The organism is Singulisphaera rosea (assembly GCF_054877945.1).
The window spans coordinates 69274-82524 of the sequence record NZ_JBTYIP020000001.1 but is presented as its reverse complement, the minus strand read 5'-3'; the positions used below and the strand labels follow the sequence as shown (position 1 = coordinate 82524).

The window sequence follows — 13251 nt, the reverse complement described above, 5'->3', positions numbered from 1 at the left end:
AGAGATACGCTGATGAAGACGCGCGTCCAATCCTCGCTCATCATGGCTTTCGTGACGGCCGGCGTCCTGGCCTCTGCCTGGCTCACGATCGAGGCCAAGGATCAGCCGATCCCGGTCGATCCTCCGGCCGTCGCGATCGAGGACCTCTCGCCCTCCAAAAAGGCCGAGGTCCGGGTCGACCCGGTCACTCCGTCGACCGCCCCGACTCATTCGATCCACGATTTGCTCGAGCGTCCCTACCCCTTCCGATTCCAGAGCCCGACGCGAGTCAGCGAGGTCCGCGATCAGCTTCAGAAGGCCTTGAAGGTGCCGGTCGTCCTCGACCGGGCGGCCATGGATCGCCAGGATGTCCGGGCCGACGACACGGTCGAGCTGGAGCTCGAGGGGGTCCGCCTCAGGACCGGCCTCAAGCTCCTGCTGAGCCAGGTGGGGCTGACCTACCACGTCATCGCCGAGGACAACCTCCTGCTCCTGACCGACGAGGAAGGGGCCGACGACCCCCTGCGGCGGATCTTCGCCGAGATCAAGGCGCTCCACCGCGACCTGCATGAGGTCCGAGACTCGGTCGACGAGATGCGCGAGGTCCTCGGCCTGGACGAAGGGGCGAAGATGCGGAAGCCGACGATCATCGAAGAACAGCCCGAGGTCCCGGCCGACAATGTCGAGCCCGCCTCCCCCAAGACCCGCGCCAGGCCGGGAGTTTGATTCCGCTCGGATCGCGAAGGAACCACGAGTCGCAGCGAACGAGCCATCCCTAGGTCCGAGAGCCACCCCATGGCCCCAGAGAGCTCCGAGGATATGACGCCGAGCGCGCCGGCGCGGACAGTCGGCCGCCGACGAACGGGACGGCCCACGGTTCCGGTCGTGACCCGGAATCGCTGGATCCGCTGGCTCGGTGAGCCTCGGAGCTTGGTCTTCCTGATCCTCGCCGCCGTCTTCATCGTCGGCGGCGGGAGGCGCCTCCTCCACGGGCTCCGAGCCCGGAAGGCGGCCCTCAGGCTCGAGGGGGACGACGTCGACGAGGCCGCGATCGCCGAGGCGGCCCGGCACGGCCGTGCGGGTTTGATCGACCTTTTCCGGATCCTTGGGACCCACGACTCGGCCTCGATCCGCGACGCCGCCGGCCGGGCCCTGGCGGGTCTCTGGGACCAGGACAACCTCGTGGCCGAGGAAGAAAAGGCCCTCGTCCGCCGCGGGTTCGTCGCGAACTGGCGGGCTCGCAGACGCTACCCTCGCGCCCTCACCGCGAACATCCCGATCGCCGTCTCCTACGGGGTTCCGTTCCTCGTCGAGGGAGAGGGAGTCGGCCCTTCCAGTCTCGAATGGTCCCACCGGATCCTCGGTGCCCAACGCGCGGGTCTCGAGTCGTTCTCCGAGTGGAAGGCCGGTCCGGGTGCCGCCGAGTTCGAGATCGTCCCCGGTGACTTCGATACGAACGGCCCCCACAAGCTCGTCCTCCACGCCCGGGTTCGGACGGTCGGGTTGACCGAGCCCTGGGAACTCGAGTTGCCCCAGATCCCGTTCTCGTTCGAGTTCGATCCCCGGCTCGAACCCGGGTCGCTTTACACGCTCCCGGATGCCAGCCGAGCCGAGTCGATCGCGCGGGCCCTGCGGCTGGAATCGAGGACGCCCGAGCCTTCCGGGGGCAGCCACTACCTCGATCTGAATCACGACTTAGTCGTCCAGGACCCACCCCGGCTGGTCGTGGACCCGAGCCTTGGGATTGATCTCGCGCACCTGCTGGAGGTCGAGTTCGAGGGGGTTCCCGGCCGCTACGTCGCGGGGACTGTGGTATTCAACGCCACGGCGGGGGCGAACGCCCCACTCCCGCGAGCCAGTATCCACGAACTGGGACCGTTCGCACACATCCCCGTCGAGCTGACCATTCAGCCCGGATCGAGGAAGATTCGGGCGATCCTTACGCCCGACGCGAATCTCGGTTGGGCCGACCCCGACGTCCGCTCGCTCTGGCCGGGAACGATCGAGACGGAGTGGACCTCGGCGCGGATCGTCCGTCGATAGCCGGCGGCGGTCTTCACCACCTCGTCGGAGCTTCGCCTTCGCCGACGGCGGTCTTCTCGAGTCGTCGGCGCCCCGAGACGAGCCGGGCGGCGATACGGACCGCCTCGATCAGGCTCGAGGTCTCGGCCTCGCCGCGCCAGGCGATGTCGTAAGCGGTGCCGTGGGCGACGCTCGTGCGGACGATCGGCAGGCCGAGCGTGACGTTGACCGCTCGGTCGAAGCCGACGGTCTTGAGCGCGATGTGGCCCTGGTCGTGGAACATTGCGACGACCGCGTCGAACTCGCCGCCGAACGCGCGGACGAAAAGGGTGTCGCACGCGATCGGGCCCTTGGCATCGATGCCGGCCGCTTGCGCGCGGGCGACGGCCGGGGCGATCAGGCGGATTTCCTCGTCTCCGAACAGACCGCCCTCGCCCGCATGGGGGTTCAACGCGGCGACGGCCACCCGAGGAGCTCGGCCGCCGGTCAAGGGGCGGAGGGCGTGGTCGGCGAGGCGGATTTTCGACTCGATCGCCTCCTCGGTGAGGAGGTCGAATACGCGCCGGAGCGAGACGTGGAGGGTGGCGTGGACGACGCCGAGCCCCGCATCCTGGCCGACGTCGGGAGTCGCCAGGTAGAGCATCATCGCGTGGTCGGGCGTCCCGCAACGCTCGGCCAGGATCTCGGTGTGGCCCGGGTGGTCGACGCCGGCCGCGTGGAGCGCCTCCTTGTTGAGCGGGAGCGTCGTGATCGCGTCGATCCGGCCGGCAAGGGCGAGGTCGACGGCGGTCGTCAGGAAGTCGTATGCGGCCCGCCCGGCCCTCGGGTCGACGAGGCCGGGGCGGACGTCGGCGAGGTCGACCTCGGTCCCTTCCAGGCAGGGGATGACCCGGTCGGACGGCCGGGCGTCCTCGGGCCGGGAGATCGTCTGGACATCCGCCCGGACGTGAGTGCACGCGAGGGCCCGTTCGAGGACCGAGGTATTCCCGACGACGAAGGGCCTGGCGAGAGCCCGAAGGGGCGAGTTGCCCCAGGCGCGGGCGATCACCTCGGGGCCGACCCCGGCCACGTCGCCCATCGTTAACGCCACCAGTGGCCTGTCGTCGGTCCTCATCACGTTATCCTCCCAATCCTGGCCTCGGGGCGGGCACTCAATGCGTGGGAATCGCCCTCGGGGCTTTGGTTCGCGAATCCACGTCGGGGGCGTTCTGCGCTTCGCGAGGACCGGTCAGGGGAGCCTTATGGGACCGTTCTTCTTCGCCGCAGCCGAGGAGGAGCGCCGAGAGGCCGAGCCCGATGCCAATCGAACGGAACATGAAACGACCTATCGTTCCGAAAAAGAGGGAGGCCGACCCCGCACAGGCAGAGCGGCCTTTGTTCTCCTCGTTTTGACTCCGCCGCTCCATTATCGAGGCGGACTCGTGGGATGTCGAGCCGACACCGCCTCCGGAACGTGTTGTCGTCGATCTTCACGTGAGGGCCGCACTGTTCGACGGATGGAACCATCGGTTATGATGAGGCCGACCTTGGGCCCATAGGACTTTCCGGCGATTTCCTCACGAATTCGAGTGAAGTGGGGGGCGAGGACCGGTCTCGAGTCCTGGGCCCCCCTGTTTACGCCGCGGAGTGCAGGACGATGCTCAATCACGAATTGAAGACCTACGTCACTTCGAGGATCCTGCCGGACGTCTTGACCCCCGCGCAATACATCGGTGGCGAGCTCAATACGATCCGCAAGGACCATTCCACGGTCCAGGGCACCGTCTGCCTCGCGTTCCCGGACACCTATTCGCTCGGGATGAGCCACCACGGCCTTCAGGTCCTCTACAGCCTGATGAATGCCGCGAACTGGGCCTGCGAGCGTGCGTTCACCCCCTTGCCCGATTTCGAGGCCGCACTCCGCGAGCACGGCCGGCCGCTCTACAGCCTCGAGACATTCACGCCTCTGAATCAGTTCGATGTCATCGGGTTCTCGCTCCAGTATGAGATCTGTTACACCAACGTCCTGACGATGCTCGACCTCGGCGGGATCCCGCTGCACGCCGAGGATCGCGGGCCGGACGACACCCTGGTGATCGCGGGCGGCCCCGGGGCGCAAAACCCCGAGATGCTCGCGACTCAGGTCGACCTCTTCGTGCTCGGCGACGGCGAGCCCAGCCTGCCGATCGTCTGCGAGATGTGGAAGGCGATGCAAGGGGATCCAACCCTGTCGCGCGAGGACAAGCTGGCGAAGATCGCCGGCGCGGTCAACTGGGCCTATGTCCCCCGATTCTACGAGCCGAAGTACCTCGCCGATGGCACGATCGGCGACATCGTCCGGCTCCGCGACGACGTCCCCGCCGCGATCAAGGCGTGCGTGATCGACGACCTCGACGGGTCCCCGCTGCCCACGAGCCCGATCGTCCCGTTCGTCGAGACGGCCCACGACCGGATCGCGATCGAGATCATGCGCGGGTGCCCCTGGCAGTGCCGGTTTTGCCAGAGCACGGTCCTCAAACGCCCGATGCGGTTCCGCACCGTTGACACGATCGTCAACGCCGCGATGGAGAGCTACAAGAACACGGGCTACGACGAGATCAGCCTCCTCTCCCTCTCCACGAGCGACTACCCCGAGTTCGAAGAGCTCGTGACCCGGATGAGCGACGTCTTCACCCCGCTCGGCGTGAAGATCTCGCTCCCCAGCCTGCGGATCACCGAGACGCTCAAGAAGATCCCCGCCCTGCTGGCCGAGGGTCGCCGAGGCGGGTTGACGCTCGCGCCCGAGGTCGCCCGGGACGACATGCGCGAGCAGATCCGGAAGCCGATCAACAACCAGGATCTTTACGACGGCGCGGCCGAGGCTTTCCGCCGAGGCTGGCGCAAGGTCAAGCTCTATTTCATGTGCGGACTCCCTGGTGAGCGACCGGCGGACCTCGACGGGATCGTCGACATGGCGGAGACCATCGCCAGGATCGGCAAGGACGTCACTGGCCGCTATGCCGAGGTCGTCGCGAGCGTCTCCAATTTCGTTCCCAAGCCGCATACGCCGTATCAGTGGAGCGGCATGCAAGATCGGGACTACTTCCACTGGGCCCATCGCTACCTCCGCTCGAGGGTCAAGCTCCGCTCCGTCACTGTGAAGTGCCACGACATCGAACGGAGTCTGCTCGAGGGAATCCTCACGCGGGGCGACCGTCGCGTGTCTGCAGGGCTCGAAGAGGCCTGGCGTCGGGGCGCGCGGCTCGACGCCTGGTCCGAGCATTTCAACCCGAAGCTCTGGTGGTCGGCCTTCGAGGACCTCGACATCGACGTCCCCTTCTACAGCCAGCGACAGCGCTCGCTCGAAGAGGTCTTGCCGTGGGACCACATCCACGTCAAGAAAGGGCGAGACTACCTTGCCAAGGAGCAGACCCGGTCGGTCATCCAACTCGAAGCGATGGCCGGAGCGGTCTGAACGAGCTCTCGGGGACTTCCGATTCACGATTGGAGCCGTAGAAGATAGTCAGCTTGGGCCTCGCAAGCCGGTGAAACTCTGCGATCGCGGGTCCGATGTCGCACCCGCGACTTCCGATTCCAGCGCTACGGCCCTGGAACCCTCGAACCGAACCTCGTGAGAATGGCGGATATGAACATCGACGAGGGGGCGGGGCTGAATCCGGTCGGAGCGAACGGGCACCCATGACCTCGCCTTCTGCCCTCGGCCGACGGGCGATCCGGCATGGCTGGCCCTGGGCGCTCCTCGCCGTCGCGCTCGCCTGGGTCGCGGTGCTCCGCATCCCGCTGATCGTGAACGCACCGACGCACCTCGACAGCGACCTGGCTGTCGACGGCCTGACGTTGCGCGACGCCGTCGAAGGCCATTGGCGTTGGCACTATCCGGGGACTCCCTACATGGGGATCCTCCCCGTCGTCTTTTCCTACCCTCAAGCACTGATCTGGGGAGCGACCCCGGCCACACTCGTGACGGGGGGGGCGGTCGCCTTCGCGGGGCTCGTCGTGGCAACGTTCCTGCTCACCCGTCGCGTGTTCGGGACCGTCGCGGCGGCCTGGGGACTTGTCCCGCTCGTCTTCGCCTCGACGGGGGCTATCTGGCTCTCCGGGCGCGTGACCGGCGGGCACCTGACCGCGGCGGCCTGGCATGCGGGCGCCTTCCTGCTCCTCGCCAGGACGTTGGATCGAGGCCGACGCCCGGACGCGTTCGGGTTCGGGCTCTGGTGCGGTCTCGGGCTCTCGATCGATTCCCTATTCTTGATGAGCCTGGCGGGCCTCCTTCCCGCCGCGTTGGCGGGATGGTGGGCTTCGGGAAAGGCCCGGTCGGGGGTCGTCTGCACGTTAGTTTTTGGCCTCGGGCTCGCCGTGGGGATCCTGCCGAGAGAGATTGGCGCGAGGGTTGACCCGCACGACGCCTATCGCGAGCAGTTCGACCCGATCTTCCGCCGCGACGTCGTCGAGGGCCATGCGAAGATCCTCGCCCTCGACTGCCTGCCCAGGCTGGTTGCCGGGCATCGACTCCCCGGGTTCCAGTCCGACCCCGATCCCTCGGCCCTGTCGTTGCCGGCCCCGCAGGGGACGAAGGGGGATTTCGGCGTGCTCGCCGTCGCGAACACGGTCGTCGGTCTATCGCTCTTCGCGCTCGCGATGGGGACGCTGGCCGTCCCCGGCCCCACGACTCGGTCGATCTCCGAGCGCGCCGTGCGGTTCGGGTTGATCCTCTCGGCCCTGGTCACGATGGCCGGGTTCCTCGTGAATCGGAATATTTTCAATTCGGACAATTATCGCTATCTGGTCGCGTTCCTCGTCCCGTGGTCGGTCGGGTTCGGCGTGCTGATGCAAGGGCTCGCGAGTCGAGGTCGCGGCGGACTGGCCGCGGCCATCCTGGGCACCTCGGGCCTCGCGATCCTTATGACGATCGACGCGGCCCGTTGGTATCATCGGTTCGGTTGGATCGACGATCGGGGGAGGCCCGTCCGGTCGGTTCCCCATGACCCCGTCCTCGACTGGGTCGAGGCCCACGGCGAGGTCGATTCGTTCCTCGGGGGGTACTGGGACGTCTACCGCGTCTCGTTCCTCTCGACGAGGCGCGTGCGGGGGATCCCGTACCCGGTTTACCCCGACCGATTCCCGGAGTGGGCATCGTCCTCGACGAACGGGCATCCGGGGATCGTGGCCGCCCGCCCTTCGCCCGAGGGGAATCTCTTCGTATCACGCGCCTTGAAGGACGGGGGCCGGGTCTTGCACCGGGCGCGTGGCGTGATCGTCGTCACTTGGCCTTGAGCGGGGTGGGAGCGATGTCGCAAGCAGCGGGCGGAGACGAGGCGGTCTGGCGTCCCGAGCCAAGGCCCTGGGGCAAGGCCGATGCGGTGGCGATCGGCGTCTGGACCCTCGCCATCGTCGCCTACTTCTGGGACGTGATCACGTTCCAGAAAGCACTCTTTTATTTCGACATCACGGAAATCAATTTCCCGTACCGCGACTTCTTCGCGAGCGAGCTCCGCGCGGGGCGATTTTCGCGGTGGTTTCCCGGGCTCTACTGCGGCATGCCGCTCTTCAGCGAGAGCCAGGCCGGCTACCTCCACCCCCTCAAGTATCTCTTCTACCCGTGGATGGCGTCCTGGAAGGCGTTCAGCCTCGACACGGTCGCGTCGATCTGGCTGACGGGCTTCGGCACGTACGGTTGGCTCCGCCGCCACGTCGGGCCCTCAGGCGCCCTGACGGGGGCAGCTGTCTTCGGCCTCGGCGGCTTCCTCTGGGCCCACCTGATCCATACCAGCATGCTCAATGCGCTGGCGAGCGTCCCGTTCATCGTCTGGGCCCTCGAAGTCGCCTGGGAGCGAGGGCGTGGCTGGCCGATCGTCCTCGGTGCACTGGCTCTGGCTTGCCAGGTCTTCGCGGGACATCTCCAGGACACGATCCTCACCTCGGGCATGGTGGGACTCTACTCGCTCTATCGCGCGGCGACCGAACGAGGACCGGGGCGACGAACGTTCGCATTCGGCGCGGGGGTCGGCCTGGTCGTCCTCGGGATCGGGCTCTCCGCGGTCCAGTGGATCCCATCGAAGGAGCTGCTCGATCGCTCGCCAAGATCGGGGGGGCTGACCTGGGAGGACCTGACGTACGGCTCATGGAACCCCGAACTGCTCCCGACGTTGATCGTCCGCGAGGCGTATGGTACGAGGGCCCGCGACACCGACTGGCCCGACGGCTATTACCCCTTTCACGAGATGAACGCCTATCTCGGCGTGATCGCGATGGGGCTGGCGATCGTGGGGGCCGGAGCGTACCGAGATCGCTGGGTGGCGTTCTGGGTGCTCCTCACCGGGGTCGGTTGCGTGCTGATGCTCGGCCGATTCACGGCGCTCTTCGACTACGCGCATCGCATCCCCGTGTTCGGCAGCTCGCGAATCCCGGTCCGTTACCACCTTTGGGTTTCCCTCGCGGTGGCGGCCCTCGCAGCGGTCGGCGTGGATCGCCTGGCGAGGCCCGGTATCGTCGGGCTACGAACCGCCGGTTTGGTCATCCTGGCGATGGTCGTGGCTTCGATACCGATCCTCGCGTTCATCTACGCGCCAATCTGGACCGACCCGGCCCGCTGGACGCGACCCTATCACCTGGCCCGATATCGTTGGCTCGGTAAGGAGTTGGCCGTCGCGACCTGTCGGACGGCGGTTCTGGTGCTCGCGGCGGGTTGGATCTCGCGGAGGGCCGCCGAGACGTTCGACCCCGCGAACCGTCGGCGACTCGCGGCGATCCTGCCGGTCCTGGTGATCGCGGATCTCCTCGGTTCCCACCTCGCCGACGTCCCGACCGTCCCCCCGAGCTACTGGACGAACCCGCCGGCAAGCGCCCTGAAGCTCAAGGCGGATCCCTCGTTCATCCGCGTCTTCGGGGTCGCCAAGCGTTCGGCGGGCGAGCCGGGATACGCCTCAGAGCCCATCGACTTCCTCTCGGTCCGCGATGCGCTCGACTGGAGCATCGCCCCCGTCTGGGGGCTGGCTTCGTCCGGCGGCGAGACGCCGATCATCCCCAAGCGAATGGTCGAATATACCGACACTGCCCTCTCGGGGCAGGGCCGGCTCGACATCGAGAGCGTGAGCCATTTCGTCACGGACCAGGCCCAACAGCCTGGGGCGCGGAAGGGTGAGCGAGCCGGCGCCGCGACAATCATCAAGAACACCGAAGTCCAGCCCCGGGCCCGCCTGATGGGACGCCCCGCCTATGCCGATGGCGAATCGGGGGCCATGGCGACTCTCAAGTCCCTCGGCGGGGCCGCTCGCGAGCGGGTCGTCGTCGAAGACCCCACACGTCCCCTGCGCGAGGACGCGGTCGTCTCCGGTTCCGCTCGGATTGTCCGCGATCTCCCCGAGGACGTCGAGGTGACCACGGAGTCGTCCACCGACGCCTACCTCGTGCTGGCCGACACATTCGACCCCGGCTGGTCGGCGACCCTCGACGGAAAGCCGACCTCGATTCGTCCGGCGTACGTGGCGTTTCGGGCCGTTTACGTTCCCCATGGGAAGCATACCGTCGCCTTTCGCTACAGCCCGGCGGGCTTCGCATCCGGGTTGAGGCTATCGGGTGCGGGGGTCGCGGTCGCGATCCTGCTTCTGATCCGCCGTCGTCGGTTGGCCGAGCTCGAGCCCGAACACGGCGGATCGCGATGGCCGAGGCGTTGGCCCTGGTGGGGTCTCCTGGCCGTCGTGCTCTTGATCGCAGGATCGGCCATCAAGATCGACCCGACGGGGACGGTGACGACACACCCCCGCTGGAACGGCGGCTTTCACCCTTTCACTTGGGGCGCCGGTTTGCTGGCCATGCAACGGAAGTAGGGCCGGCAGAAGATCGTCAACCTAGGTCGCTGAATAGGGGATCTCCACCCTCGGGCAGGAACGTGGATTCGAGTCCGGAGCCCTGGCGTCCTCCGAGGCGATGAACGGTGATCGGGGATGACCGAAGGGATCGCTCTCGAACTGTCAACGCCGGAGGGACCTCGCTTTGGATACACGCCCGAAGCGCCAGCGAGCGAATCCTCTTCGATCGTTCGCGGTGGGAATCACTCGCTGGCGCATCGGGCGTGCAGGATGTCATTCCCAGAGATGTCGTCCACCTCGACGCGGAGGAAGGAACGAATGGGCACGATCCGGGGCCGAGGGGTTGCAATTCGGGGGGCGATCGCCTAGATTATGGACCTCCCAGCGTAGGATTTTTTTCAAGAACGGCTTTGACGACAAGGCCAGCGGTTTTGGGGCGTGCGATGGCGATCACGAAGGAGAAGAAGCAGGAGATCATCGGGACTTTCGGCCGGGGTACTTCCGATACGGGGTCGCCCGAGGTGCAGATTGCCCTGCTGACGGCCCGGATCACCGATTTGACCGATCACTTCAAGAGTCACGCGAAGGACCACGCCAGCCGCCGGGGGTTGCTGATGATGGTCTCGAAGCGGTCGAGCCTGCTCAAGTATTTGCGTTTGCACAATCGTAAGAGCTACCTCGACGTGATCGGCCGACTGGGGATTCGTAAGTAACAGGCTTGCGGCCACGATACGTCGTGCTCGGCCGTTGTCTTCCGGCCCGGGACTCTCGAAAACTACGCGGCTCCCGGCCACCGAAGGCCCGGTCTTCCATGGCGTTCTCCGAGGCCGATTCCTCTCTTGGATCGCCCGGGAACCCGATCGAAACGTCGCGGACCTCGTCCAATGCAAAATGGCGGGGCCGTGACCCTTTCGCCCTCTCCTGCCCCAACCGATTTCGGCCGTAGTTAGGTGGAGTTCATGTCAACCTCGTCTTTCGCAACGCGGAAGCCCGTAACGGTCGAACGTACGATCGGTGGCAAAAAACTGACAATTGAGACCGGCCGGCTCGCCAAACAGGCAAGCGGCTCGGTCGTCGTTCGTGTCGGCGACACGATGACCCTGGTCGCGACGGTCGGGGCGCCGGGGCGTGAAGGCCTCGACTTCTTCCCGTTGACGGTCGACTATCGCGAAAAGGTGTATGCCGCGGGCAAGTTCCCGGGCGGCTTCATCAAGCGGGAAGGTCGCCCGACGACCAAGGAGATCCTCACCTCCCGGCTGATCGACCGTCCGATCCGCCCGCTCTTCCACGAGTCGTATCGCGACGAGATTCAGATCCAGGCCGGGCCGATCTCCGCGGACCGCAAGAACGACGCCGATGTCCTGTCCATGATCGGGGCCTCGGCGTCGCTCGTCTTGGCCCGCGTCCCGTTCATGGGGCCGATCGGCGGCATGCGACTGGCTCGGGTCAAGGGTGAGCTGATCCCGCTCCCCAACGTCGACGAGATGGCCGAGAGCGACCTCGACCTGGTCGTCGCGAGCACCTCGAAGGCGATCGTGATGATCGAGGGTTTCGGCGAGGAATTGCCCGAACCCGAAATGCTCGAAGCGATCATGACGGCCCACCGGATTAACCAGGACGTCATCGCCCTTCAGCATGAGCTCGTCGCGGCCCTCGGCCTGCCCCCGTTCGAGACTCCGGCCACTCCTGCGGACCCGATCCGCCAGAACCTGTACGAACGGTTCGGCCGCGAGCTCCGCGACATCAAGCAGATCCACGGAAAGGCCGACCGCAACGGCGCCACCAAGGATCTGCTCAAGCGGATCACCGCCGAGTATTGCCCCGCGGACCGCGAAGCCGAGGTCACACCCGGCCAGGTCAAGGCGGCGTTCCACGGCGTCGAAGAACGGGTCGTCCGCGAGCTGATCCTCGACGGAAAGCGTGCCGACGGGCGAGGCCCGCGCGACCTCCGGCCGATCCATTGCGAGGTCGGCGTCCTGCCCTGTGCCCACGGCTCGGCCATCTTCCAGCGTGGCGAGACGCAGGCCCTCGTGACCACGGTCCTCGGGACCGGGGCCGACGAGCAGCGCGTCGACGGGATCATGAACGAGTTCAGCAAGAAGTTCATGCTCGATTACAACATGCCCTCGTTCGCGGTCGGCGAAGTCCGGCCGATCCGAGGGCCGGGTCGTCGCGAGATCGGACACGGTGCCCTCGCCGAACGTTCGGTCGCCCCGATCCTCCCAGGCGCTTCGCGGTTCCCCTACACCATCCGCGTGATCTCCGACATCCTCGAGTCCAACGGCTCCAGCTCCATGGCGTCCGTCTGTGGCGCCACCCTGAGCCTGATGGACGCGGGTGTCCCGATCAGCGACCCCGTGGGCGGGATCTCGATCGGCCTCGTCCAGGACGAGCAGAGTGGCCGCCACGTCCTCCTGACCGACATCATCGGGGACGAGGACCACTTCGGCGACATGGATTTCAAGGTCGCCGGCACCCAGCGCGGCGTCACCGGCATCCAGCTCGACCTGAAGAACCTGGGCATCACCGAGCAGATCGTCCGCGAGACGCTGGACCAGGCCCACGAGGCTCGGCTCGAGATCCTCAGGGCCATGCTCCGGTCGATCAAGCGGCCGCGTGAAGAGATCTCCACCAACGCGCCGAGGTTGATCCAGATCCAGATCAACCCCGAGAAGATCGGCCTGATCATCGGCCCCGGCGGCAAGACGATCCGACGCCTCCAGGAAGAGACCGGCGCCAAGATCGACATCGAGGACACCGGCATCGTCACCCTCTCGAGCAGCACTGCCGAGGGGGCCGAGGCGGCCCGCGACAAGATCCAGGCGATGACCGAAGGCGTCCAGATCGGTCGGATTTACGAAGGGCGCGTGAGCTCGATCAAGGACTTCGGGGCGTTCGTCGAGATCCTCCCCGGCAAGGACGGCCTCGTCCACATCAGCGAGCTCTCGGAAGGGTATGTGAGCAGCGTGACCGACATCTGCCGCGTCGGCGACGTCATGCTGGTCAAGGCGGTCTCCGTCGACGACCAGGATCGAGTCAAGCTGTCGCGCAAGGCGGCCCTGGCCGAGCGTGGCGAAGTCGACGAGTATGCCAAGGCCCATCCCGCCTCGGAGCGCCCCGCCGGGGGCGGTGACCGAGGACCTGGTGGTGGTCCGCCGCGTCGTGGCTTCAGCGGCGGTGGCGATCGTCCGGGTGGTGGCGGTGGGGGTGGGGGTGGCTACGGCGGTGGGGGCGACCGTGGCCCTCGCGGCCCTCGCGACCGCGACTGAGCCTCTTCTTCAAAACTCGAGGCGGCGATCGTGGACAGCTACACGTTCGCCGGCCCGACTTCGTCCGTAGTGGTCCGGAGACCGCGCGACTCGGACGCGGGTTGATCTCCGGTCTTCTTGCCGCCGACTCTGGGGTACAGGGTGCGGACTCCTCCGCATTTCCCCGGATTGGAGGCGGGTGCGACAGTCTCCGG

The 13251-nt window shown here is 66.8% G+C and carries 9 protein-coding genes; 7 read left to right on the top strand and 2 right to left on the bottom strand.

Annotated features, from left to right (window positions below; translation table 11 throughout):
• The first annotated feature begins 12 nt into the window (after window positions 1-12).
• Together ACYOEI_RS00360 and ACYOEI_RS00355 are read left to right on the top strand one after the other, a co-directional pair.
• Window positions 13-705 carry a hypothetical protein gene (locus ACYOEI_RS00360; protein WP_462847259.1) on the top strand — a complete coding sequence of 231 codons (693 nt, stop codon included), beginning with the start codon at window positions 13-15 and terminating at the stop codon, window positions 703-705.
• Between the two features lie 159 nt (window positions 706-864).
• Window positions 865-2022: a hypothetical protein gene (locus ACYOEI_RS00355; RefSeq protein ID WP_462847257.1), complete on the top strand. Its 1158-nt coding sequence runs from the start codon at window positions 865-867 to the stop codon at window positions 2020-2022.
• Between the two features lie 13 nt (window positions 2023-2035).
• Here the strand turns inward: ACYOEI_RS00355 and pdxA are convergent, their stop codons facing one another.
• Both pdxA and ACYOEI_RS00345 read right to left on the bottom strand, forming a co-directional pair.
• Window positions 2036-3115: a 4-hydroxythreonine-4-phosphate dehydrogenase PdxA gene (gene pdxA / locus ACYOEI_RS00350; protein WP_462847256.1), complete on the bottom strand. Its 1080-nt coding sequence runs from the start codon at window positions 3113-3115 to the stop codon at window positions 2036-2038.
• A 37-nt stretch (window positions 3116-3152) separates the two neighbouring features.
• A complete protein-coding gene (locus tag ACYOEI_RS00345) occupies window positions 3153-3317 on the bottom strand; it encodes a hypothetical protein (RefSeq protein ID WP_462847255.1) in 165 nt (54 codons plus the stop codon).
• Between the two features lie 320 nt (window positions 3318-3637).
• On the opposite strand from ACYOEI_RS00345, the gene ACYOEI_RS00340 reads away from it, so the two are divergent.
• From ACYOEI_RS00340 to pnp, 5 genes are all read left to right on the top strand, one after another.
• Window positions 3638-5434, top strand: coding sequence for a TIGR03960 family B12-binding radical SAM protein (locus ACYOEI_RS00340; protein WP_462847254.1), 1797 nt, complete (start codon window positions 3638-3640; stop codon window positions 5432-5434).
• 224 nt (window positions 5435-5658) lie between these two features.
• Entirely contained in the window at window positions 5659-7254 is a 1596-nt protein-coding gene (locus ACYOEI_RS00335) for an ArnT family glycosyltransferase (RefSeq protein ID WP_462847253.1), read from the top strand.
• A gap of 14 nt (window positions 7255-7268) precedes the next feature.
• Entirely contained in the window at window positions 7269-9806 is a 2538-nt protein-coding gene (locus ACYOEI_RS00330) for a YfhO family protein (RefSeq protein WP_462847251.1), read from the top strand.
• Window positions 9807-10231: 425 nt separating this feature from the next.
• Window positions 10232-10501, top strand: coding sequence for a 30S ribosomal protein S15 (gene rpsO / locus ACYOEI_RS00325; protein ID WP_462847250.1), 270 nt, complete (start codon window positions 10232-10234; stop codon window positions 10499-10501).
• Window positions 10502-10747: 246 nt separating this feature from the next.
• Window positions 10748-13057, top strand: a complete 2310-nt coding sequence (pnp, locus tag ACYOEI_RS00320) for a polyribonucleotide nucleotidyltransferase (protein ID WP_462847248.1) — start codon at window positions 10748-10750, stop codon at window positions 13055-13057.
• Window positions 13058-13251 lie beyond the last annotated feature (194 nt).

What these genes read in the sequence shown, in the direction of transcription:
- ACYOEI_RS00335 (WP_462847253.1), top strand. Translation starts at nt 5,659, where the DNA reads ATGACCTCGCCTTCTGCCCTCGGCCGACGGGCGATCCGGCATGGCTGG.
- pnp (WP_462847248.1), top strand. Translation starts at nt 10,748, where the DNA reads ATGTCAACCTCGTCTTTCGCAACGCGGAAGCCCGTAACGGTCGAACGT.
- ACYOEI_RS00330 (WP_462847251.1), top strand. Translation starts at nt 7,269, where the DNA reads ATGTCGCAAGCAGCGGGCGGAGACGAGGCGGTCTGGCGTCCCGAGCCA.
- ACYOEI_RS00360 (WP_462847259.1), top strand. Translation starts at nt 13, where the DNA reads ATGAAGACGCGCGTCCAATCCTCGCTCATCATGGCTTTCGTGACGGCC.
- rpsO (WP_462847250.1), top strand. Translation starts at nt 10,232, where the DNA reads ATGGCGATCACGAAGGAGAAGAAGCAGGAGATCATCGGGACTTTCGGC.
- ACYOEI_RS00340 (WP_462847254.1), top strand. Translation starts at nt 3,638, where the DNA reads ATGCTCAATCACGAATTGAAGACCTACGTCACTTCGAGGATCCTGCCG.
- ACYOEI_RS00345 (WP_462847255.1), bottom strand. Translation starts at nt 3,317, where the DNA reads ATGTTCCGTTCGATTGGCATCGGGCTCGGCCTCTCGGCGCTCCTCCTC.
- pdxA (WP_462847256.1), bottom strand. Translation starts at nt 3,115, where the DNA reads ATGAGGACCGACGACAGGCCACTGGTGGCGTTAACGATGGGCGACGTG.